Source organism: Streptomyces sp. NPDC037421, assembly GCF_055602105.1.
This window is the reverse complement of the sequence record NZ_JBVJWV010000005.1, coordinates 26,844-48,470: the sequence shown is the minus strand read 5'-3', so window position 1 is coordinate 48,470 and position 21,627 is coordinate 26,844. Positions and strand designations below refer to the sequence as shown.

Sequence of the window (21,627 nt, the reverse complement as noted above, 5' to 3'; positions counted from 1 at the left end):
GCCACCATACGACAGGGCACCGATGGATATGGAAGGCCTTGAGAGATGGATCACAGGCTTCCGGGGAACCGATCCGTCATGTTCGAAGGCGGATAGTAGTTCATAACCCCAGTTCGAGAGGGGTGTGCGGGCAAGCGCCTGCTTTCAGCCGCCGCGGACTACCATCACCCACATGACGCGTGTACTGCTCGCCGAGGACGACGCATCCATCTCGGAACCCCTCGCCCGCGCCCTGCGCCGGGAGGGGTACGAGGTCGAGGTCCGGGAGGACGGCCCCTCCGCCCTGGACGCCGGACTGCAGGGCGGCATCGACCTCGTCGTCCTGGACCTGGGCCTGCCGGGCATGGACGGCCTGGAGGTGGCCCGGCGACTGCGCGCCGAGGGCCACGGCTTCCCGATCCTGGTGCTGACCGCCCGCGCCGACGAGGTCGACACGGTCGTCGGCCTCGACGCCGGCGCCGACGACTACGTGACCAAGCCCTTCCGCCTCGCCGAGCTGCTGGCCCGCGTACGGGCCCTGCTGCGGCGCGGCGCCACCGAGGCCAGCCAGGCCCCCGCCACCCACGGCGTGCGCATCGACGTCGAATCGCACCGCGCCTGGATGGGGGAGGAGGAGCTCCAGCTCACCGCCAAGGAGTTCGACCTGCTCCGCGTCCTGGTCCGCGACGCCGGCCGGGTCGTCACCCGCGACCAGCTGATGCGCGAGGTCTGGGACACCACCTGGTGGTCCTCCACCAAGACCCTCGACATGCACATCTCCTGGCTGCGCAAGAAGCTGGGCGACGACGCCGCCAACCCCCGCTACATCGCCACCGTCCGGGGCGTCGGCTTCCGCTTCGAGAAGAGCTGACCCTTCGGGAAGAGCCGGCCCTTCGGGAAGAGCCGGCCCTTGGAGCAGAGCCGACGCTCCGCCCTCCGGGCCATCGGGCATCCTCTAAGGCATGCGCCGCCGCCTCATCAACTCCACGCTCGCCGTGGTGCTCGTAGTGATCGCCGTGTTCGGGGTCTCCCTCGTCATCGTGGAGACCCGGACCATCACCAGCAGCGCCCAGGACCGCATCGGCTCCGAGGCGCTGCGGCTGCTCGGCATCGTCGAGGCGGACGCCCTGGAGCACAAGCCCGTCGACGCGGGCGCCATCGCCGAGCAGCTCGACCTCGGCACGTACGCCCGCATCACCATCCCCGGCCGGCCGGTGCTCGAGGTCGGCGACCGGATCGACGACAGCGTCATCCGGGGCACCGCGCGCGGCGAGCACGGCCTGCTCGTGGTGGTCGAGGAGTCCCGCGCCACCGTCACCAAGGAGGTCGGGCGCACCCTGGCGGTGGTCGGCGCGGTGGCGCTGCTGGCCGTCGTGGCGGCCGTACTGCTCGCCGTGCGCCAGGCCAACCGGCTGGCCTCCCCGCTCACCGACCTCGCCGAGACCGCCGAACGGCTCGGCTCCGGCGACCCGCGGCCCCGGCACAAGCGCTACGGGGTCCCCGAGCTGGACCGGGTCGCCGACGTACTGGACTCCAGCGCGGAGCGGATCGCCCGCATGCTGACCGCCGAGCGGCGCCTGGCCGCCGACGCCTCCCACCAGCTGCGCACCCCCCTCACCGCCCTGTCGATGCGGCTGGAGGAGATCACGGTCACCGACGACCTGGAGACCGTGCGGGAGGAGGCGAGCATCGCCCTCACCCAGGTGGAGCGGCTCACGGACGTGGTCCAGCGGCTGCTGACGAACTCCCGGGACCCCCGGACCGGCTCGGCGGTCCCCTTCGACCTGGACGAGGTCGTCAAACAGCAGGTGGAGGAGTGGCGGCCCGCCTACCGCAGCGCCGGACGGGCCGTGGTCCGCTCCGGCAAGACCGGCATGCGGGCCGTGGGCACCCCTGGGGCGGTCTCCCAGGTCCTGGCGACCCTCGTGGAGAACGCGCTGATGCACGGCGGCGGCACCGTCGCCCTGCGCACCCGCGTGACCGGCAACCAGGCCGTCATCGAGGTCACGGACGAGGGCCCCGGCGTCCCGGCCGACCTCGGCAACCGGATCTTCGAGCGGGCCATCAGCGGCCGCAACTCCACCGGCATCGGCCTGGCCGTCGCCCGGGACCTCGCGGAAGCGGACGGCGGCCGTCTGGAACTCCTCCAGAGCCGGCCGCCGGTGTTCGCGCTCTTCCTCAGCCGCACCGCCCCGGAGCGCGCGGAGCCGGAGCGTACGGTCAGGTAGCCGTCAGCCCTGGTTCGCCGCGGGCGCGGGGGTGCGGGGGGAGGCGGGCGCCTCGTGCCCGTCGCGCTGCTCGACGACCAGCGAGTGCGCGGCCGGCGTGGGCAGGGCCTTGAAGACCCAGGTCCGGTAGGACCAGAAGCGGAACACGGTCGCCACGCCCATGCCGACGAACTTGAAGACGTTGTTGGCGAGCGAGCTGTCGAAGCCGAAGCCGTACGTGCCCACGTAGAGCACACCGCTCTCGATGACCATGCCGACCAGGCTGAACACGGCGAAGAGAACCATCTCGCGGCGCCGGCTGCCCAGGTCGCGGTCACGGTAGGTGAAGTAGCGGAACCCCACGTAGTTCGTGATGATCGCGACCACGATGGCTATCACGTTCGCACGCACCGTCTGAAGGTCGGTCGTGCTGCGCAGCAGGTTGAAGACGCCGAAGTTGACCAGGACGCCCGCTCCGCCGACCGCTCCGAACTTGACGACCTCCCGGGCCAGACCGCGCAAGCGCTCGGACAGCGGTACGGCGTTCGGCGTGCTGCTCATGTGATGGTTCAGTCCCTGTCCGTCGTCGTCGCCCCGAGGCGGCGCGTCACCCGATGTCGTCAACCACACCATGCTAAGTGTCCCCCGTGGCGGGAGTCTGCGCCCCGGCACCCCGTGCGACGCACGGCACACGAGGCCTCCGGGGCCCACCGGCGGGTCCGCGCCAGGGTCCCGTCCGAATGGCGGAATACCGGCGGATACCCTGGAGGCGTGACGTTCCCGGTAGTCGGCATGGTCGGCGGCGGTCAGCTCGCCCGCATGACCCACGAGGCGGGTATCCCCCTCGGCATCAGATTCAAGATCCTCAGTGACACCCCACAGGACTCGGCGGCCCAGGTCGTGAGCGACGTCGTCATCGGCGACTATCGCGATCTGGAGACGTTGCGCGCCTTCGCGCGCGGCTGCGACGTGATCACCTTCGATCACGAGCACGTACCCACCGAGCACCTCCGGGCCCTGGAGTCGGACGGCATCCCCGTCCGGCCGGGGCCCGACGCGTTGGTGCACGCCCAGGACAAGGGGGTGATGCGCGCCAAGCTCGACGAGATCGGCGCGCCCAGCCCCCGCCACCGGATCGTGAGCGATCCGGCGGACGTGGCGGCCTTCGCGGAAGAGGTCGGCGGGTTCCCCGTCATCCTCAAGACGGTGCGCGGCGGGTACGACGGCAAGGGCGTGTGGTTCGTCCGCACCCCCGAGGACGCGGAGGCCCCCTTCAAGGCGGGCGTCCCGGTCCTCGCCGAGGAGAAGGTGGACTACGTCCGCGAGCTCGCGGCCAACATCGTCCGCTCCCCGCACGGCCAGGCGGTGGCCTACCCCGTCGTCGAGTCCATCCAGGTGGACGGGGTCTGCGACACGGTGATCGCCCCCGCCCCCAACCTCTCCGAAGCCCTCGCCGGCGAGGCCCAGGCCCTGGCCCTGCGCATCGCGAGGGAACTCGACGTGACCGGCCACCTGGCCGTGGAGCTGTTCGAGACCACCGACGGCCGCATCCTCGTCAACGAACTGGCCATGCGACCGCACAACAGCGGTCACTGGACCCAGGACGGTGCGGTCACCTCCCAGTTCGCCAACCACGTCCGCGCGGTCCTGGACCTCCCCCTGGGCGACCCGCGCCCCCGGGCCCGCTGGACGGTCATGGCGAACGTGCTCGGCGGTGACTACCCCGACATGTACGCGGCGTACCTGCACTGCATGGCCCACGACCCGCAGGTGAAGATCCACATGTACGGCAAGGACGTGAAACACGGCCGCAAGGTCGGCCACGTCAACACCTACGGCGACGACCTGGACGATGTGCTGGAGCGCGCACGTCACGCAGCCGGCTACCTCAGAGGAACGATCACCGAATGAGCACCTCCCCCGTCGTAGGCATCGTCATGGGCTCGGACTCCGACTGGCCGGTCATGGAGGCCGCCGCCAAGGCACTGGACGAGTTCGAGATCCCCTACGAGGTCGACGTCGTCTCCGCCCACCGCATGCCGCGCGAGATGGTGGCGTACGGCGAGCAGGCCGCCGACCGGGGCCTGAAGGCGATCATCGCGGGCGCGGGCGGAGCCGCCCACCTGCCCGGGATGCTCGCGTCGGTCACCCCGCTGCCCGTCATCGGCGTACCGGTCCCGCTGAAGTACCTCGACGGCATGGACTCGCTGCTGTCGATCGTCCAGATGCCCGCCGGGGTCCCCGTCGCCACCGTCTCCGTCGCCGGAGCGCGCAACGCAGGCCTGCTGGCCGTACGCATGCTGGCCGCGCACGACCCGGAGCTGCTCGGCCGGATGCGCGACTTCCAGCAGGAGCTGAACGACCAGGCCACGGAGAAGGGCAAGCGGCTGCGTACGAAGGTCGCGGGCGCGGAGTCCTTCGGGTTCGGCAAGTGAGCGCGGCGGACCTGCTGGCGCAGGCCCGGGAGCTGCTCGCCGAGTACCCGGTCGTCGACGGGCACAACGACCTGCCCTGGGCGCTGCGCCAGCAGGTCCGCTACGACCTCGACCGGCGGGACATCGCCGGCGACCAGTCGGACCACCTGCACACCGACCTCCCCCGGCTGCGCGCCGGCGGGGTCGGCGCCCAGTTCTGGTCCGTCTACGTGCGCTCCGACTACAGCGGCGACGAGGCGGTCAGCGCCACCCTGGAACAGATCGACGCCGTCGACCAGCTGATCACCCGTTACCCGGGCTCGCTGGTGCGCGCGCTGACGGCGGACGACATGGAGGCGGCCCGCGCCGAAGGCCGGATCGCTTCGCTGATGGGCGCCGAGGGCGGCCACTCCATCAACAACTCGCTCGCCACCCTGCGCGCCCTGCACCAGCTGGGCGTGCGGTACATGACGCTCACCCACAACGACACCATCGACTGGGCGGACTCGGCGACCGACGAACCCCGGCACGGCGGCCTCACCGGCTTCGGCCGCGAGGTCGTGCGCGAGATGAACCGCATCGGCATGCTCGTCGACCTCTCGCACGTCGCCGCGTCGACCATGCGCGACGCCCTCGACGCCTCACGGGCGCCGGTGATCTTCTCGCACTCCTCGGCGCGCGCGGTCTGCGACCACCCGCGCAACGTCCCCGACGACGTGCTGGAGCGGCTGCCCGGCAACGGCGGGGTCGCGATGGCCACGTTCGTGCCCAAGTTCATCCTCCCCGCCGCCGTCGAGTGGACCCTCGCGGCGGACGAGAACCTGCGCGCGCACGGCTTCCACCACCTCGACACCACCGCGGAGGCCATGGCCCTGCACCGGGAGTTCGAAGCGGCGCGCCCGCGCCCGGTGGCCACCGCCGCCACCGTCGCCGACCACCTGGACCACATGCGCGAGGTGGCCGGCGTCGACCACATCGGCATCGGCGGCGACTTCGACGGCACCGCCTTCACCCCGGCGGGGCTGGACGACGTGTCGGGCTACCCGAACCTGATCGCGGAACTGATCGGACGCGGCTGGTCCCGGGCCGACCTGTCGAAGCTGACCTGGTCCAACGCGGTACGGGTGCTGCGCGACGCGGAATCGGCGGCCCGGGAGCTCTCGGCGCTCCGCGGCCCGTCCAACGCCCGCCCCTGACGGCCCCGGCACACGGGGTCCGGGCCCGCCCCCGGACCCCGCCCCGGACCGGGCCGTGACCCCCTCGGAGTCCGCCTCCGCACCGGGGCACCACCCGAACGCCACATCCGCCGGGCGGCCCCGGCGCCCCACGTGTCACGGTGGCACCATCTTCTCTCCCTGCTGCCGCCGAGACCGGAGCCAACGCCATGGCCGACCTGCAGGATGAACCCCACTCCGTGGGCGTCGGAGCCGAAGACGTCCCCGCCCCCGCCTTCGCGGGCGGCGCCCTGGACCGCGCAGCCGCGCTGCTCGCCGTCCATCCCGTCGCGGACGGGTGCAACACCCTCGTCTGGACCCTGCGCCAGAGTCCGTACCACGACATCGACACCCCGGACACCGGTGTCGACACCGACATCCCCCGGCTGCGGGCCGGCGGGGTGGGCGCCCAGTTCTGGACGCTGCTCGTGCCCCCGGGCCGGCCGCGCGAGAACGCGGCCGCGGACCAGGTGGTGTCCGACACCCTCGAACAGATCGACGTGGCGCGGTCCCTGATGCGCCGCTATTCCGACAGCCTGTGCCTGGCGCTGAGCGCCGACGACATGGCCGACGCCCGCAACCGGGGCCGGATCGCCTCGTTCCTGGGCCCCGTCCCCGGCAGTACGCTCACCGATTCCCTCGGCGCGCTGCGGGCCTTCCACGCGCTGGGCGTCCGCATCCTCGCGCCCGCCGGCGCCCCCTGGGCCGAGGAGGGCCTGACGGCCTTCGGCCACGAGGTGGTCAAGGAGGTGAACCGGCTGGCGATGCTGCTGGACCTGACGGGCTGCCCGTCGGCCGCGGCCTGCCAGCTCGCGGCGGCGTCCAAGGCGCCCGTGATCATCTCGAACACGGGGGCCGCCGCCCTCAACCCGCATCCGGGCAACGTCACGGACGAGGTGCTGCTCGCGCTGCGGGCGGCGAACGGACTGGCGATGGTCACCTTCGACATCACGCGGACCGGGGACTCCCTGCACGCGGTGGCCGACCACCTGGACCACGTACGGGCGATCGCGGGTCCGGAGGGCGTCGGACTCGGCGCGGCCTTCGGCGCCGAGCGGGGCGGCCCCCGCCCGGCCGGCCTGACGGACCCCTCGGGCTACCCCAACCTGATCGCGGAACTACTGGAACGGGGCTGGTCGGAATCCGACCTGGCCCTGCTGACCTGGGGCAACGCCCAGAGGGTGCTGCGCGACGCGGAGTTCACGGCCCGCGCCGCCCAGCACCGCAGAGCGCCCTAGCGGGAGCCCAGCGCCCGCTTCGGCAGGACGGTCGCCTTCCACAGCCGGATCCCGGACCACACCGTGGCGTAGAGCAGGAGGCCGTTGCGCGTGCACAGCAGGACCGTGCCGAGCGTGCTGTTGGTGAGGATGTCCGAGCCGTACCAGACCGGGAAGATCAGCGTGGTCAGCGCGTTGGCGGCGATGAGCAGCCAGGCGATCGGACGCTGGGTGGTGTTCCTGGAGGTCAGGCAGACGGCGGCGAGGCCGAGCAGCCAGATCATGTACTGCGGGCTGATGACGCGGCTGGTGACCGTGAAGACCATGATCGCGCAGAGCGCGGCGTCGAAAGGCGTCGCGCTCGACCAGCGGTTGGCCCGGACGCGCCACAGCAGGAGCAGCAGGAAGCCGGCCACGGTCAGGCCGAGCGAGGCCCGCGCGATGCTCGACACGTACGGGCCGACGTACTCGAAGGCGCCGTACTGGAAGTTGATCTTCCCGGGCCACAGGTCCAGGAGGCGGGCCGCCATCAGCGCGGAGCCGCCGAGGGACTCGACCTGCACGCCGCGGTCGCCCTGGTTGCCGAGGAAGCCGAGCGTGTCGCGGAACAGCGCCGCGAAGACGGCGAGCAGCGCCGCGCAGGACAGCGCGGCCGCGACGAAGGCGTCCCGCGTCGACTTGCCGCGCGGGGTGCCGAGCAGGGTCAGCAGCGGCCACACCTTGACCATCGCGCCGATGCCGGCGATGACCCCGCCGACCCTGGGGCGGTTGCGCAGCGCGAGCAGCGCGAAGACCGCGAGCAGGGTGACCTGGATGTCGTAGCGGGCGAACGGGGTCGCCATCATCATCGGCAGCGTCACCAGCCACACCAGGGCGCCGGCCATGCTGCCGTCGCTCCTGCGCGCCGCCCGGACGAGGCCGAGCAGGACCACGCCGTCGCAGAGCACCGTCAGGGCCACGAAGGCCTGGAAGTAGGTGAGGAACGGCAGCAGGTCGGGCGAGAGGAAGATCGCCGCGGCGGCCGGGGGGTACTGCCACATGATGTCGTTCTGCGGCAGCGTCCACGTGACGAGGACGTTGTACCAGTTGTGGTAGGTCGCGGTGACCTCCACGCGCACGACGTTCGAGCTGAAGAAGTCGTTGACGAGCATCCAGAGCATCGCGGCCCGGCTGGCGAGCCAGAAGCCGGCGATGCCCAGCAGGGCGCCGCGTCCTCGCATGGCCGCTTCGAAGGATGCCCGACGGCCGCGCGGGGCGGGCGCCGCCGTCGCGGGTGCGGTGGGGTTGGCTGTGGGGCTGCTGGTCGTGGTCATCGGCCCAGAGTCTACCCAGTCATTTATTCCACTTTTTTGACTGAGATCGTTCAAAAGTGGGTATGGATATATGCCCTGCTCAACCGGCAGACCCCCGGGATCCCTTGCGCCCGCTACGCCTGCGGGCGCCCCATCGCCCGGTACGTCCAGCCGGCCGCGCGCCAGCGCACCGGGTCGAGCGCGTTCCGCCCGTCCCCTTCTTGACGCGGCCCTCGCGCCCCTCGGCGCCGGGGCGCCTCGGGGGCTTCGGACCGCTGCACCGGACTCCGTCCGGTGAGGTGGGGGCTGGTGTTACGCCTGCGGGCGCCCCATCGCCCGGTACGTCCAGCCGGCCGCGCGCCAGCGCACCGGGTCGAGCGCGTTCCGCCCGTCCAGGACGAGGCGGTCGGTGACGACGGAGCCGAGCTCGGCCGGGTCGAGGTCGCGGAACTCGCGCCATTCGGTGAGGTGCAGGACGACCTCGGCGCCGCGGGCCGCCGCGAGCGCGGAGTCCGCGTAGCCGAGGGTGGGGAAGACCCGGCGGGCGTTGTCCATGCCCTTGGGGTCGTAGACGGTGACCTGGCCGCCCTGGAGGTGGATCTGCCCGGCGACGTTGAGCGCGGGGGAGTCGCGGACGTCGTCGGAGTCGGGCTTGAAGGTGGCGCCGAGGACGGCGACCCGCTTGCCGAGGAAGGAGCCGCCGACGGCCTCACGGGCCAGCTCGACCATGTGGCCGCGGCGGCGCATGTTGATGGAGTCGACCTCCCGCAGGAAGGTCAGGGCCTGGTCGGCGCCCAGCTCGCCGGCGCGGGCCATGAAGGCGCGGATGTCCTTCGGCAGGCAGCCGCCGCCGAAGCCGATCCCGGCGCGCAGGAACTTCGAGCCGATCCGCTCGTCGTGGCCGATGGCCTCGGCCAGCTTGACCACGTCGCCGCCCGCGGCCTCGCACACCTCCGCCATCGCGTTGATGAAGGAGATCTTGGTCGCCAGGAAGGAGTTGGCCGCCGTCTTGACCAGCTCGGAGGTCGGGAAGTCGGTGACCACCAGCGGGCTGCCCTCGGACATCGGGGTCTCGTACACCTCGCGCAGCACCTTCTCGCCGCGCTCGCCCCGGACGCCGATGACGATCCGGTCGGGGTGCAGGGTGTCCTGCACGGCGAAGCCCTCGCGCAGGAACTCCGGGTTCCACGCCAGCTCCACGTCCGCGCCCGCCGGGGCCAGCTCCGTCAGCTTCACCGCGAGCCGCGCCGCGGAGCCCACCGGCACCGTCGACTTGCCGACCACCAGCGCCGGCCGGGTCAGGTGCGGGGCCAGCGACTCGAACGCCGCGTCCACGTACGACATGTCGCAGGCGTACTCGCCGTGCTTCTGCGGGGTGTTCACGCACACGAAGTGGACGTCCCCGAACTCGCCGACCTCCTCCCACGACTGCGTGAACCGCAGCCGCCCGGTGGATCCCGGCAGCCCCTCGCCGTGCTTGGCGAGCAGCTCCTCCAGGCCCGGCTCGTACATCGGGGCCCGGCCGGCGGCCAGCATCGCGATCTTCTCCGGGACCACGTCCAGGCCCAGCACCTCGAAGCCGAGTTCCGCCATGGCCGCGGCGTGGGTGGCGCCCAGGTAGCCGGTACCGATCACGGTGATCTTGAGGGGGGCCATGGATGCTCCAGAGGTGCGGGGCCGTTTGCGGCCCCGAGCATAGTCGGGCCGGTCCGGGGGGACGTTCCCAGGAGCATCCCGCTGTCACGCAGCTCACGTACGTGCCGCATATCGCTGTGCGGACGCCGGGAACTAGAATTTGGGTTACTTAACGGTAGTTAGCATCCCGCGCCGAGCGTGCGACAGCGACACACGGCTGTCGGCGCCCCACGGCGCGTGACCTTGGGGAGTGAGAGATCTTGGCGGGTTCTGCCGACTTCGACCTGTACCGCCCGGCCGAGGAGCACGACATGCTCCGCGAGTCCGTCCGCGCGCTCTGCGAGGCGAAGATCCTCCCGTTCGCGGCCGCGGTCGACGAGGAGGCCCGATTCCCTCAGGAGGCCCTCGACGCCCTGGTCGCCAACGACCTGCACGCCGTCCACGTGCCCGAGACCTACGGCGGTGCCGGCGCCGACGCGCTCGCCACCGTGATCGTGATCGAGGAGGTGGCCCGCGTCTGCGCCTCCTCCTCCCTCATCCCGGCCGTGAACAAGCTCGGCTCGCTCCCGGTGATCCTCTCCGGTTCCGAGGAGCTCAAGGCCAAGTACCTCGGCCCGCTGGCCAAGGGCGACGCGATGTTCTCGTACTGCCTCTCCGAGCCCGACGCGGGCTCCGACGCGGCCGGCATGAAGACCCGCGCGGTGCGCGACGGCGACTTCTGGGTGCTCAACGGCGTCAAGCGCTGGATCACCAACGCGGGCGTCTCCGACTACTACACCGTCATGGCGGTCACCGACCCGGAGAAGCGCTCCAAGGGCATCTCGGCCTTCGTGGTCGAGAAGTCCGACGAGGGCGTCTCCTTCGGCGCCCCGGAGAAGAAGCTCGGCATCAAGGGCTCCCCGACGCGCGAGGTCTACCTCGACAACGTCCGCATCCCCGCCGACCGCATGATCGGCGCCGAGGGCACCGGCTTCGCCACCGCGATGAAGACCCTCGACCACACCCGCATCACCATCGCCGCCCAGGCCCTCGGCATCGCCCAGGGCGCGCTGGACTACGCCAAGGGCTACGTCCAGGAGCGCAAGCAGTTCGGCAAGCCGATCGGCGACTTCCAGGGCGTGCAGTTCATGCTCGCGGACATGGCCATGAAGATCGAGGCCGCCCGCCAGCTGACCTACGCGGCCGCCGCCAAGTCGGAGCGCCTCGACTCCGACCTGACCTTCTTCGGTGCCGCCGCCAAGTGCTTCGCCTCCGACGTGGCCATGGAGGTCACCACGGACGCCGTCCAGCTCCTCGGCGGCTACGGCTACACCCGCGACTACCCGGTCGAGCGCATGATGCGCGACGCGAAGATCACTCAGATTTATGAAGGAACGAACCAGGTCCAGCGCATCGTCATGGCCCGCAACCTGCCGTAAGGCAGCCCGGCCCGTACGCGCGCGAAAGGCCCCCGCATCCGACGGGGGCCTTTCCGTGCGCCCTCCTTTGTAACGATTCCGATCCAGCGGGCTGCCGGGCCGCAGGCGCGCGCCCCCCGCGGGCCGCCGCGCCCCGCCCGAGGGGAAGGATCCCCGTCCGCCCGCGCCGCCCGCGGCGCGCGGGCGGACCTCGCGGGCGGGGTTTCGCCGCTGAGCAGCGGCTCTTCGGCCCCGCGGCCCGGACGCCGTACATATAGAGGGGACGGACGGGCCCCCGCGCATGCGCAGAGTGAGGAACCCGCCGTAACCGGAACGTTGCCGGAGGCGGCCCGCCCGGCCCGCCTCCGGGCTTTGCACCGCCCGGGATGGGCTAACTTTGAAGCTTCGTACGCCCGAACCGGTTGGGGAGAGAACAAAATGACGGAAGCGATCCTGCTGGTCGGCGGGCAGGGGACGCGACTGCGCCCCGTGACGGTGAACACCCCCAAGCCGATGGTTCCGGCAGCGGGCGTCCCGTTCCTCGCCCACCAGATAGCCAGGGCCGCCGCCGCCGGTGTCACGCACATCGTGATGGCCACCTGCTACCTCGCCGAGGTCTTCGAGCCCTACTTCGGCGACGGTTCCGCCTTCGGCATCACCCTCGAATACGTCGTCGAGGACGAGCCGCTGGGCACGGGCGGCGCCATCCGCAACGCCGCGGAGCGCCTGACGGGCGGCCCGGACTCCCCGGTCCTCGTCTTCAACGGCGACATCCTCACCGGTCTGGACATCGCCGGCCTGGTCGAGTCGCACCAGGCGGCCGACGCCGATGTCTCCCTGCACCTCGTACGCGTCGAGGACCCGCGCGCCTTCGGCCTGGTCCCCACCGACTCCGAGGGGCGGGTGCTGGCCTTCACCGAGAAGCCGGAGACCCCCGAGGAGATCATCACCGACCAGATCAACGCCGGCTGCTACGTCTTCCGCCGCAGCGTGATCGACTCCATCCCGGCCGGCCGGGCGGTATCCGTCGAGCGCGAGACCTTCCCGGGCCTGCTCGCCTCCGGTGCCAAGCTCCACGGCGTCACCGAGGACACCTACTGGCTGGACCTCGGCAAGCCCGAGTCCTTCGTCCAGGCCTCCGCCGACCTGGTGCGCGGCGTCGTCGCCTCCCCGGCCGTCCCCGGCCCGCGCGGCGAGGCCCTCGTGCTCCCCGGTGCCGAGGTGGCGGAAGGCGCCAAGCTCTCGGGCGGTACCGTTGTGGGTGCCGGCGCCCGGATCGAATCGGGTGCTGTCGTCCAGGGCTCCATCGTGCTGGACGGCGCGATCCTCGGCGCGGACACGGTGGTGAGCGCCAGCCTCATCGGCGCAGGCGCCTCGGTCGGCAAGCGCACGGTGGTGACGGGCGCGGTCATCGGCGACGGTGCCGTCGTCGGGGCTGACAACGAACTTCGCGCAGGGGTGCGGGTGTGGTGCGAGGCTGAACTGCCCGACGCCTCCGTCCGCTTCTCCTCCGACCGGTGACCAACTTGAGTGAGGCACAACCTGTGATAGGCGAGCAGCAGACTCCCCGCGCGACCGACGTCGCATCCACCAAGCTCCCCGACACCTGGGCGGACACGCCGCTCACCGTGGTCATGCCCACCTACAACGAGGCGGGCAACCTGCCGGGCATGGTGGAGCTGCTCATGGGTCTCGACCAGCCGGGCCTGCGCCTGCTGATCGTCGACGACTCCTCGCCCGACGGCACCGGCAAGATCGCCGACGAGCTCGCCGAGGGCTTCCTCACCGAGGACGGCAAGCCCCGCATGTCCGTCCTGCACCGCACCGCCAAGGACGGCCTCGGCCGTGCCTACGCGGCCGGCATGGCCAAGGCCGTCGAGGACGGCGCCGAGTACGTGCTCCAGATGGACGCCGACGGCTCCCACCCGGCCGGCAAGATCGCCGAGATGCTGGGCGTCGCCCGCTCCACCGGCGCCGGACTCGTCGTCGGCTCCCGCTACGTGCCGGGCGGCACCCTCTCCGACGCCTGGGGCGCGCACCGCAAGCTGCTCTCCCGCTGGGCCAACGCGTACGCGAGCACCATCCTGGGCACCCGCGTCCGCGACATCACCGGCGGCTTCAACCTGTGGAGCGCCGGCGCGCTCAAGGCGATCGACCTCGCGTCGATCGGCAGCGCCGGCTACAGCTTCCAGGTGGAGATGAAGTACAAGGCCCTGCGCCGCGGCTTCCAGGTGATGGAGGTCCCGATCCACTTCGAGGACCGCACCGTCGGCGAGTCCAAGATGAACCTGGCCGTCCAGCTGGAGTCCATCGCCATGCCGTGGAAGCTCCGCGCCCGCGCCGGCAAGTAGACGGGAACGAGAGGAGGAGGGGCACCCCGGGCGGGGCTGCCCCTCCTCCTTTTCCCTACGCGGTCTTCCGCCCGCCCCGCCCCGCCGGCCGGGCCTCCAGGAAGCGCTTCAGCCGGCCCGCCGCCGGCCGCTCCACGAACCGCTGGATCAGCCAGGACGCCAGCAGCATCACGGCCATCGCCGACAGCAGCAGCGTCCACGGCTCGACGTCCCGGTGCCACTGCTTCAGCAGGGTCACCCCGATCTGCTGGTGCAGCAGGTACAGCGGGTACGACATGGCCCCCGCGACCGACAGCCAGCGCCAGTCGACCCGGTCGAGCAGGCCCAGCGCCACGGCGGCCATCACCACGTAGCACAGGGTCACGACGAGCAGGCACATCTCCCAGGACAGCCGGTCGCCCTTGACGGTGTTCCACTGGACGATGTCGTTCAGCCAGCGCTGCATCAGCAGCCAGGAGAACACCAGCAGCGCCCACGGCTCGCCCGCGCGCGCCCCCTCACGGCGGATCAGGTAGAAGCAGATGCCGGAGATGAACAGCGGCGAGTAGTTCGGGTTCGCCAGCACCTGGAGCACCGGCAGCCCGGAACCGGGCGCCAGCAGCGAGGCCACCGTCCAGATCCAGCAGAAGTTCAGCACCTTGCGGTACGTCAGGCCCGTCCACGCGACCACGGCGAAGATCAGGTAGAAGCGGACCTCGGACCAGAGCGTCCAGTACGACGCGTCCATCGGCGAGCTGCCCAGCGGGGTCTGCACCATCGTCAGGTTGGTGAGCACCTGGCTCAGCCCCGGCCCGGCCCCGCCGAAGGGCTTCTGGACGGCCAGCATCACGCCCATGGTGACCAGTACGCAGAACCAGTACGCGGGTCCCAGCCGGATGACCCGGCTGCGCAGGTAGCTGCCGAGCGGCCGCCCCCAGGCCGACATGCAGATGACGAAGCCGCTGATCATGAAGAACAGCTCCACGCCCATCCAGCTGTACCGGCCGACCACCGTCAGCCACCCGAAGGCGTCCCGCCCCCACACCTCCTGACGGGTGTAGTGGTGCACCAGCACCAGCACCGCCGCGAGGATCCGCAGCCCGTCCAGTACGCCCAGCCGGGGCGGCCGCGCGGCCGGCGGGGTCCCCTGCCCCGGCCGGGAGGACGGCACAAGGGGACGGTCGCCGTCCTCCCGTCGGTCTTCGAGGACGCGCGGGGACGGATGCAGGGACATGGAGGCTCCACGGGCAGGCGGACGCGTGCCCGAATTTTTTACGGCCGCGCCGGTTCACGGGCCCATTCGCGCCTTCCCCCGGGCGTCTGGGCCGCAACAGTCTTACGAGAAAACCGGCGGGCTGTCCACAGGCAGTGATCGAGCGAACACCGGCCCCTCACCCGTTCGGAGCCCGGATCACTGCCCCTTGACGGTCACCTTCTGGTCGTTCTGGATCTCCTTGACCAGCTGCTGCACCTTCGCCTTGTCCCAGACGAGGTTGCCGCCGCGCTGACCGGAGATCGGCATGTTCAGCGACACGCCGTCACCGCCGCTGATGCCCTTCATCGCGAAGAACATCTGGCCCATGTCCCACAGCCCCATGTCCTTGTCCACGATCAGCGTGTCCAGGCCGGCGCCCATGACCGGGTAGAGGGAGAAGGGGTTGAGGACCGTGCCCGGGGTGGCGGCCTGGCTCGCGAGCGCGGACAGGAACTTCTGCTGGTTCTTCGTCCGCTGGAGGTCCGACTCGGCGAAGGCGTACCGGGTGCGGACGAAGGCCAGCGACTGCTCGCCGTTGAGGGTCTGCTTGCCCGCCTTGAAGTCGGCGCCCGACTTCTCGTCCTTGAAGCCCTGCTCGATGTCCAGCTCCACCCCGCCGAGCGCGTCCACGATGTTCGCGAAGCCGGCGAAGCCGATCTCGGCGTAGTGGTCGATGCGCAGGCCGGTGTTGAACTCCACCGTCCGCACCAGCAGCTCCGGCCCGTCCTCCGCGTACGCGGCGTTGAGCTTGACCCGGCGCCCCTGCGAGGGGAACTTCTTGCCCGACTGGGAGCCGACGAAGGAGGGGATCTCCACGTCCGAGTCGCGCGGCAGCGAGATCATGGTGTTCCCGCTGGAGCACTTCGCCAGGATCATCATCGAGTCGGTGCGCTTGCCCTCGGCGGAGCCCGTGTGGAGCTTCTTCTTCTCCTCGTCGGACATCCCCTCGCGGCTGTCGGAGCCCACGATCAGGTAAGTGGTGCAGTCGCCCTCCTTCGGGCGCTCGATGACCTTCGACAGGTCGACCTCGCGGCGCACCTGGGAGTCGGCCCAGAAGTAGGTGCCGATGCCGGTCACGAGGAGTACGGAGACCACCGCGATCGAACCGATCTTGATCCGCTTGCGCCAGTCCGGGGCCGGCCCCTGCGGCCGGCCGGGCCCACCGGGCCCACCGGGGCCGGCGGGACGGCCGTACACCTGGCCGGTGTTGTAGCCGCTGTCGAACGCGGCGTCGGGACCCTGCGTCTGCTGCGCCGGCACCCCGTACCCCGGACGGCCGCCCGGCGGCGGGGACTGCGGCGGGACCGGCGGACGCGCCGGGCGCTGCGGCTGCCGCTGCTGGGGCTGCCGCTGGACGTGACGCATCCGCTGCGCCCCGTCCGGCTGCGCCTGCCCGCTGCCGCGCCCGTACCCGTCATCGCGGCGGCCCCGCGCCTCGCGCTCGCCGTACCCGTCCCAGTCACTCATGCGGACAAGGATGCCCGCCCGGGACCACCGCCCGACACCCCGGTCCACGCTTCGTACCGCGCCTGTTGCACACCTGATGCCTACGAACCGCACTTAAGGTATTTGCGTGACACAGATACCGGACGCACCCGAGGGCAAGCCGATCTCGGCGTCCCGGACCACCCTCAGCCACATCATGACGGCCAACGACACCAACCTGCTCGGCACCGTGCACGGCGGCGTGATCATGAAGCTGGTGGACGACGCCGCCGGCGCCGTGGCCGGACGACACTCCGGCGGGCCCGCCGTCACCGCCTCCATGGACGAGATGGCCTTCCTCGCCCCCGTCCGCGTCGGCGACCTGGTCCACGTCCGGGCGCAGGTCAACTGGACCGGCCGCACCTCGATGGAGGTCGGCGTACGCGTCCTGGCGGAGCGGTGGAACGAGTCGAGCCCCGCCACCCAGGTCGGCAGCGCCTACCTCGTCTTCACCGCGGTGGACTCCGACGGCAAGCCCCGCCAGGTCCCGCCGGTGATCCCGGAGACCGAGCAGGACGAGCGCCGCTACCAGGAGGCCCAGATCCGCCGCACCCACCGGCTCGCCCGCCGCCAGGCGATCACCGAGCTGCGTGAGCGGCGGGCCGCCGAGGGCCTCGACGACTGAGTTCCGGGTGTGGAGTCGACCACTGAAAGGCCATCGGACGGCATCGGCGCCCGGCTGCGTCTAGAGTGTCGGGCGACGACCGGGGGGCGTCGATTCCAAGCCGGACACTTCGTGGAGCTGTTCCCCTCATGACTCCTGCCACACAAGTACCCGTACTGCTCGACGCCATACCGCCCCAGCAGGAGCAGCGCGACAAGGGGCGTGCGCGCCGCCCGCGCCTCTACGTCCTGGACGCGCTGCGCCTGATGGCCGCGCTGTCCGTGGTCGCCTTCCACTGGACCGGCGTCAACCTCCACCCGGAAGTGTGGGGCCAGAAGCCCAAGGCGATGATGCCCACCGTCAACGGCATCACCGCGTATGGCTGGATGGGGGTCCAGCTCTTCTTCCTGATCAGCGGCTTCGTCATCTGCATGTCGTGCTGGGGCCGTTCCCCCCGGGACTACTTCATATCCCGCGTGGTCCGGCTCTACCCCGCCTACTGGTTCGGCGTCATCGCCACCGCCCTCGTGGTGAACTTCGCCGCCACCGTCCGGCCGAGCCGCAAGCCGCTGGGCGTCAGTGACCTGCTGGCCAACCTCACCATGTTGCAGAAGCCCCTGTGGGTGCCCGACGCCGACGGCGTGTACTGGACCCTCTGGGTCGAGCTCCGCTTCTACCTGCTCTTCGCCGTCGTCGCCGTCATGGGGCTCACCTACCGCCGGGTCCTGGCGTTCTGCGGGATCTGGACGATCCTGGCCGTGATCGCCCCGTACACGCAGCTCGGCCTGATGGACCTGCTGTTCCTGCCGAACGACGCCCCGTACTTCATCGCGGGCGTGGCCATGTACCTGATCTACCGCTTCGGTGTGAACCCGATGCTGATCGGGGTCGTCGCCTTCTCCTGGCTCATCGCACAGAACCGGCTGCACGTCACCGTGGGGGCCTACCGGCACGAAGTGGGCTACGACCTGTCGTGGCCGGTCGCCGCGGCCATCACGGCCGTGTTCTTCCTGGTGATGCTGGCCGCCGCGACCGGCCTCTTCAACAGGATCCAGTGGAAGTGGCTGACCGTCGCCGGCGCCCTCACCTACCCCGTCTACCTGCTGCACCAGGAGATCGGCTGGGCGCTGATCCGCTGGGGCCGCGACCACGGGCTCGCTCCGTACCCCCTGCTCGCGATGTGCCTGGCGGCGATCCTGCTGCTCTCCTGGCTGGTCCACCGCTTCATCGAGCGCCCCGGTTCGGCGTGGCTCAAGCGGATGCTGGAGAGCGCGAGCTTCTCGCTTCCGAAGAAGGACCCGGCGGTCGTCTCCCGCTAGGAGCGTCCGCCGGGTGCCCGGCGGAATTGGATGGGGCCCCGGGCCGCGACTTACCCTGTGACGTCGAGCGAGGTCCGGGCCGCCCCCGCGCCGAGGCCACCCCACAGCCGATCCGACGGATCCGGAAGGTACGACCAGATGACCAGCAGCAGTACGGCGACCGCGGCCGAGGCAGGCCCCGGCCGGCACGTCCCGGACGGGGGAACGGGCTCCCGGGACGCCTCGCGGGCCACCCGGTCGGCCCGCTACGACTGGCTGTGGGCCGCCCTGCTGACCCTCGCCGTCGCCGCCGTCGGCATCGGCCGCGCCCAGCCCTGGCGGGACGAGCTCGCCAGCTGGAACGCCGCCTCGCGCAGCACCGGCGAGCTCGTCGACATGCTGGGCCACGTCGACGCGGTCTCCGGCCTCTACTACCTCCTGCTGCACGGCTGGGTCTCCGTCTTCGGGGACTCCACCGCCATGCTCCGGCTCCCGTCGGCGCTCGCCATGGCCGGCGCCGCCGCCTTCGCCGTCCTGACGGCCCGTACGCTCTTCGACCGCCGGACGGCGGTCTTCACCGGGCTGCTCTTCGCCTTCGTGCCCGCCGTGTCCCGGTACGGCCAGGAGGCGCGGTCGTACGCCTTCGTCGTGCTCGCCGTCAGCGCCGCGACCTGGCTGCTGCTGCGGGCGCTGGAGCGGCCGGTCCTGCGGCGCTGGGCCCCGTACGCCCTCGCCGTGGCGGCGGCCGGGCTGTTCCACGTCGTGTCCCTGCTCTTCCTGCTGCCGCACGGCCTGATCGTGCTGCTGCGCTGGTGGCGGGACCGGCGCGGGCGCACCGTCGCCGCCTTCGCGGTCACGGTGGCCGTCGCGCTGCTCCCCGTGGTCCCGCTGGTGCTGCTGGGGCAGCGCCAGGTCGGCCGCCAGATCAGCTGGATCAAGACCCCGCACCTGCGGAGCGTCGCCGACCTCTGGAGCAACCTCTTCGGCTCCCCGACGATCGGCCTCGCCCTCGCCGCGCTGGTGCTGCTCCCGCTCGCCTGGAGCCGGGGCCGGCGGCCCGCCGTGGAGCTCCTGCTGACCGGCGCGGCCCCGATCGGGGCGGCCTGGGTGGTCTCGCAGGGCAGCACCTCGTACTTCATGGACCGCTACCTGCTCTTCACCCTGCCCGCCTGGGTGGTGCTCGCGGCCGCCGCCCTGGCCGCGCTGCGGCCGCTGCGGGCCGGGGCGCTCGTGCTGGCCGCGCTGGTCCTCCTCGGCCTTCCCGACCAGCGGCAGATGCGGACGGAGTGGGCCAGGGTCGGCCTCGACGGCCAGGCCGCGGCGCAGGTCATCAGCAAGGGCTACCGGCCCGGGGACGGGTTCGTGCCCGTGCGCGGCGCGGACCGGGTGTTCATGATCGACTTCCAGGTGGAGTACTTCCTGCCGGACCGCGTCCAGCTCAGGGACGTCTTCGCGGAGCGCTCGGCGCTGGAGAGCGACGACCTGTTCCCGCAGGAGTGCGCCCGGCCCGCGCAGTGCCTCCGTGCCACCCCGCGGGTGTGGGTGGTGACCTGGAGCGGTACGAAGGATCCGTACCACAAGCTCCCGAAGGAGCAGGCCGACGCGCTGCGCAGCCACTACCGGGTGGTCGAGAGCAAGACGGTGCGCGGCCTGAGCGTCACCCTGCTGGAGCGCGCCGCCTAGCGGCCGCGGCTACGGCTACGGCCCGCACACCACCTGGTCGCCGGTGACGGCCTGGGCCCCGCCGCCCTGGTAGGGGTCCTCGGCCCGCACCGGCACCACCTTGCGGTACTCCGAGCCGGCCGTCACCAGCACCGTGCGGCCCTGCCCGGCGACCGCGCGCAGCTCGCTGCCCGGCAGCGCGGCCGCCACCGTGCGCGCGGAGCGGTCCCAGCGCGGGTCGTACGCGATCACCGTGCGCCGGACGTCGCGGCTGGCGGCGTTGCCCGGGGCGCGAGTGGTGTCGAAGCCGGTGGCGCGCAGGGCCTCGTCCACCCGGCCGCCGAGCCCGTCGATCCGGGTCCCGTTCTCCACCTGGACCCGGATCTGCTGCGGCGGCACGTCCACCGGCACGGCGGCGGGCCGCTGCCGCCCGCCGGTGCCCCCGCCGGGCCTGGGCGGGGCGAGCGGGCGGTCCTGGCGGAGCGACTCGAAGAGCCGGGCGGCCTTCGGACCGTCCCACTTCACCGTCGAGCCGATGCCCTTGACCGGGTACGAGGCGTCCCCGACCGGCACCGAGGCGAACTCGGACGAGGAGGGCGTGAAGTCGCGCATGGCCTGCCCCAGCGCCAGCATCTGCTCCGAGCCGAAGTCGCGGTCGGCCCGCACCGACCCCAGCAGGGTGGAGCTGACCTCCTTGAACTTCACCGGGTTGAGCAGCACCCCGCCCCCGGTGGCCTGTTTGACGAGGGCGGCCACGAACCGCTGCTGGCGCTGCATGCGGCCCAGGTCGGAGGCCCCGTCGACATGGCGGGAGCGCACGTACTGCAGGGCCTGGCCGCCGCTGAGCCGGTGCGTGCCGGGCAGCAGGTCCAGGCCGGTGTTCTGGTCGTGCAGGGCCTTGACGGTGCAGATCTCCACCCCGCCCATCGCGTCGACGGTCTTCATGAAGCTGCTGAAGTCGACCTCCAGGTAGTGGTCGATCTTGACCCGGGTCATGTTCTCCACGGTGCGCACGGTCAGGTTCGGCCCGCCCTCGGCGTAGGCCGCGTTGAGCTTCACGGGGTGGGGCCGGTGCGGTCTGCCGGTCACCGGGTCGCGGTGCGCGGGCAGCTCGGCGTAGCTGTCGCGGGGCAGGCTGACCACGCTGGCCCGCTCCCGGTCGGCGGAGAGGTGCACCAGCATGATCGTGTCGGTGCAGTGGCAGGGGGCGCCGCCGAGCCGGTACTCGCGCTTCTCCTCCGGGCTGATCCTGTCCCGGCCGTCGGTGCCGACGAGCAGGAAGTTCAGCCCGTGCCCGGCCTGCGGGCGGTTCTTCATGTCCTTGAAGGGGTCGACCCGTTCGATCCCGGTGTCCAGGCCGGTCATCACCGCGTGCCCGACGGCTCCGGACCCCAGCACCACCACAGACAGTCCGGCCGCGATCCGTACCCCCCACCGGGGCCGGCCGTCCCGGCGCCGGCCCTGACGGCCGCCGCCGCGCGCACGCTGCGGCTGGGAGGGCCTGGCGGGTGGGGTGGGACGGTGCGGCTGGGGCACGGTGGACACCTCCGCGGGGACAGCACGGGGACGGAGCCGGCGGTTCGCTCACGGTGCTGACCGGCCGGCACATCGGGCAGATTCGTCAGAACAGTAGGCCCA

General features: G+C 71.6%; 18 protein-coding genes. 12 read left to right on the top strand and 6 right to left on the bottom strand.

Annotated elements, in window-relative coordinates; all coding sequences use genetic code 11:
* Positions 1-172: 172 nt before the first annotated feature.
* Together ACZ7IF_RS09555 and ACZ7IF_RS09550 are read left to right on the top strand one after the other, a co-directional pair.
* On the top strand, positions 173-850 hold the full coding sequence (locus tag ACZ7IF_RS09555; RefSeq protein WP_470965659.1) for a response regulator transcription factor: 678 nt from the start codon (positions 173-175) through the stop codon (positions 848-850).
* A 91-nt stretch (positions 851-941) separates the two neighbouring features.
* Positions 942-2,207: an ATP-binding protein gene (locus ACZ7IF_RS09550; protein WP_470965656.1), complete on the top strand. Its 1,266-nt coding sequence runs from the start codon at positions 942-944 to the stop codon at positions 2,205-2,207.
* Positions 2,208-2,210: 3 nt separating this feature from the next.
* Here ACZ7IF_RS09550 and ACZ7IF_RS09545 read toward each other — a convergent pair whose 3' ends face one another.
* On the bottom strand, positions 2,211-2,747 hold the full coding sequence (locus ACZ7IF_RS09545; protein ID WP_470965653.1) for a GtrA family protein: 537 nt from the start codon (positions 2,745-2,747) through the stop codon (positions 2,211-2,213).
* 210 nt (positions 2,748-2,957) lie between these two features.
* On the opposite strand from ACZ7IF_RS09545, the gene ACZ7IF_RS09540 reads away from it, so the two are divergent.
* The 4 genes from ACZ7IF_RS09540 (at position 2,958) to ACZ7IF_RS09525 (ending at position 7,052) form a co-directional block, all read left to right on the top strand.
* A complete protein-coding gene (locus tag ACZ7IF_RS09540; protein ID WP_470965651.1) occupies positions 2,958-4,097 on the top strand; it encodes a 5-(carboxyamino)imidazole ribonucleotide synthase in 1,140 nt (379 codons plus the stop codon).
* Complete coding sequence (purE, locus tag ACZ7IF_RS09535; RefSeq protein ID WP_470965648.1) at positions 4,094-4,621, top strand: 5-(carboxyamino)imidazole ribonucleotide mutase; 528 nt, start codon at positions 4,094-4,096, stop codon at positions 4,619-4,621. Before ACZ7IF_RS09540 ends, purE begins: the two co-directional genes overlap by 4 nt.
* The gene (locus ACZ7IF_RS09530) at positions 4,618-5,796 is read left to right on the top strand and encodes a dipeptidase (RefSeq protein ID WP_470965645.1); all 1,179 of its coding nucleotides are present in this window, start codon (positions 4,618-4,620) and stop codon (positions 5,794-5,796) included. The genes purE and ACZ7IF_RS09530 overlap by 4 nt, the downstream gene beginning before the upstream one ends.
* A 188-nt stretch (positions 5,797-5,984) precedes the next feature.
* The gene (locus ACZ7IF_RS09525) at positions 5,985-7,052 is read left to right on the top strand and encodes a membrane dipeptidase (protein ID WP_470965642.1); all 1,068 of its coding nucleotides are present in this window, start codon (positions 5,985-5,987) and stop codon (positions 7,050-7,052) included.
* Here ACZ7IF_RS09525 and ACZ7IF_RS09520 read toward each other — a convergent pair.
* Together ACZ7IF_RS09520 and ACZ7IF_RS09515 are read right to left on the bottom strand one after the other, a co-directional pair.
* On the bottom strand, positions 7,049-8,344 hold the full coding sequence (locus ACZ7IF_RS09520; RefSeq protein ID WP_470965639.1) for a glycosyltransferase 87 family protein: 1,296 nt from the start codon (positions 8,342-8,344) through the stop codon (positions 7,049-7,051). The two genes, ACZ7IF_RS09525 and ACZ7IF_RS09520, sit on opposite strands and share 4 nt — an antisense overlap.
* 291 nt (positions 8,345-8,635) lie before the next feature.
* The gene (locus tag ACZ7IF_RS09515) at positions 8,636-9,979 is read right to left on the bottom strand and encodes a UDP-glucose dehydrogenase family protein (RefSeq protein ID WP_470965636.1); all 1,344 of its coding nucleotides are present in this window, start codon (positions 9,977-9,979) and stop codon (positions 8,636-8,638) included.
* 239 nt (positions 9,980-10,218) lie between these two features.
* On the opposite strand from ACZ7IF_RS09515, the gene ACZ7IF_RS09510 reads away from it, so the two are divergent.
* The 3 genes from ACZ7IF_RS09510 to ACZ7IF_RS09500 all read left to right on the top strand — a co-directional run bounded on the left by ACZ7IF_RS09510 (position 10,219) and on the right by ACZ7IF_RS09500 (position 13,706).
* On the top strand, positions 10,219-11,376 hold the full coding sequence (locus ACZ7IF_RS09510; RefSeq protein ID WP_470965633.1) for an acyl-CoA dehydrogenase family protein: 1,158 nt from the start codon (positions 10,219-10,221) through the stop codon (positions 11,374-11,376).
* A gap of 417 nt (positions 11,377-11,793) precedes the next feature.
* Positions 11,794-12,876 (top strand): mannose-1-phosphate guanylyltransferase, encoded by a 1,083-nt coding sequence (gene manB, locus ACZ7IF_RS09505; RefSeq protein WP_470965630.1) that lies wholly within the window; start codon positions 11,794-11,796, stop codon positions 12,874-12,876.
* A 113-nt stretch (positions 12,877-12,989) separates the two neighbouring features.
* Positions 12,990-13,706, top strand: a complete 717-nt coding sequence (locus ACZ7IF_RS09500) for a polyprenol monophosphomannose synthase (RefSeq protein ID WP_125816695.1) — start codon at positions 12,990-12,992, stop codon at positions 13,704-13,706.
* A gap of 55 nt (positions 13,707-13,761) precedes the next feature.
* Here ACZ7IF_RS09500 and ACZ7IF_RS09495 read toward each other — a convergent pair whose 3' ends face one another.
* Positions 13,762-14,919, bottom strand: a complete 1,158-nt coding sequence (locus ACZ7IF_RS09495) for an acyltransferase family protein (RefSeq protein ID WP_470965627.1) — start codon at positions 14,917-14,919, stop codon at positions 13,762-13,764.
* Between the two features lie 177 nt (positions 14,920-15,096).
* Positions 15,097-16,407: an LCP family protein gene (locus ACZ7IF_RS09490; RefSeq protein ID WP_470965624.1), complete on the bottom strand. Its 1,311-nt coding sequence runs from the start codon at positions 16,405-16,407 to the stop codon at positions 15,097-15,099.
* Positions 16,408-16,582: 175 nt separating this feature from the next.
* Between ACZ7IF_RS09490 and ACZ7IF_RS09485 the strand changes: the two genes are divergently transcribed.
* The 3 genes from ACZ7IF_RS09485 to ACZ7IF_RS09475 all read left to right on the top strand — a co-directional run bounded on the left by ACZ7IF_RS09485 (position 16,583) and on the right by ACZ7IF_RS09475 (position 20,010).
* The gene (locus tag ACZ7IF_RS09485; protein ID WP_470966716.1) at positions 16,583-17,050 is read left to right on the top strand and encodes an acyl-CoA thioesterase; all 468 of its coding nucleotides are present in this window, start codon (positions 16,583-16,585) and stop codon (positions 17,048-17,050) included.
* A 128-nt stretch (positions 17,051-17,178) separates the two neighbouring features.
* The gene (locus tag ACZ7IF_RS09480) at positions 17,179-18,348 is read left to right on the top strand and encodes an acyltransferase family protein (protein ID WP_470965621.1); all 1,170 of its coding nucleotides are present in this window, start codon (positions 17,179-17,181) and stop codon (positions 18,346-18,348) included.
* Positions 18,349-18,486: 138 nt separating this feature from the next.
* Complete coding sequence (locus tag ACZ7IF_RS09475) at positions 18,487-20,010, top strand: glycosyltransferase family 39 protein (protein WP_470965619.1); 1,524 nt, start codon at positions 18,487-18,489, stop codon at positions 20,008-20,010.
* 15 nt (positions 20,011-20,025) lie between these two features.
* On the opposite strand, the gene ACZ7IF_RS09470 is transcribed toward ACZ7IF_RS09475, so the two are convergent.
* A complete protein-coding gene (locus ACZ7IF_RS09470; RefSeq protein WP_470965617.1) occupies positions 20,026-21,525 on the bottom strand; it encodes an LCP family protein in 1,500 nt (499 codons plus the stop codon).
* Positions 21,526-21,627 lie beyond the last annotated feature (102 nt).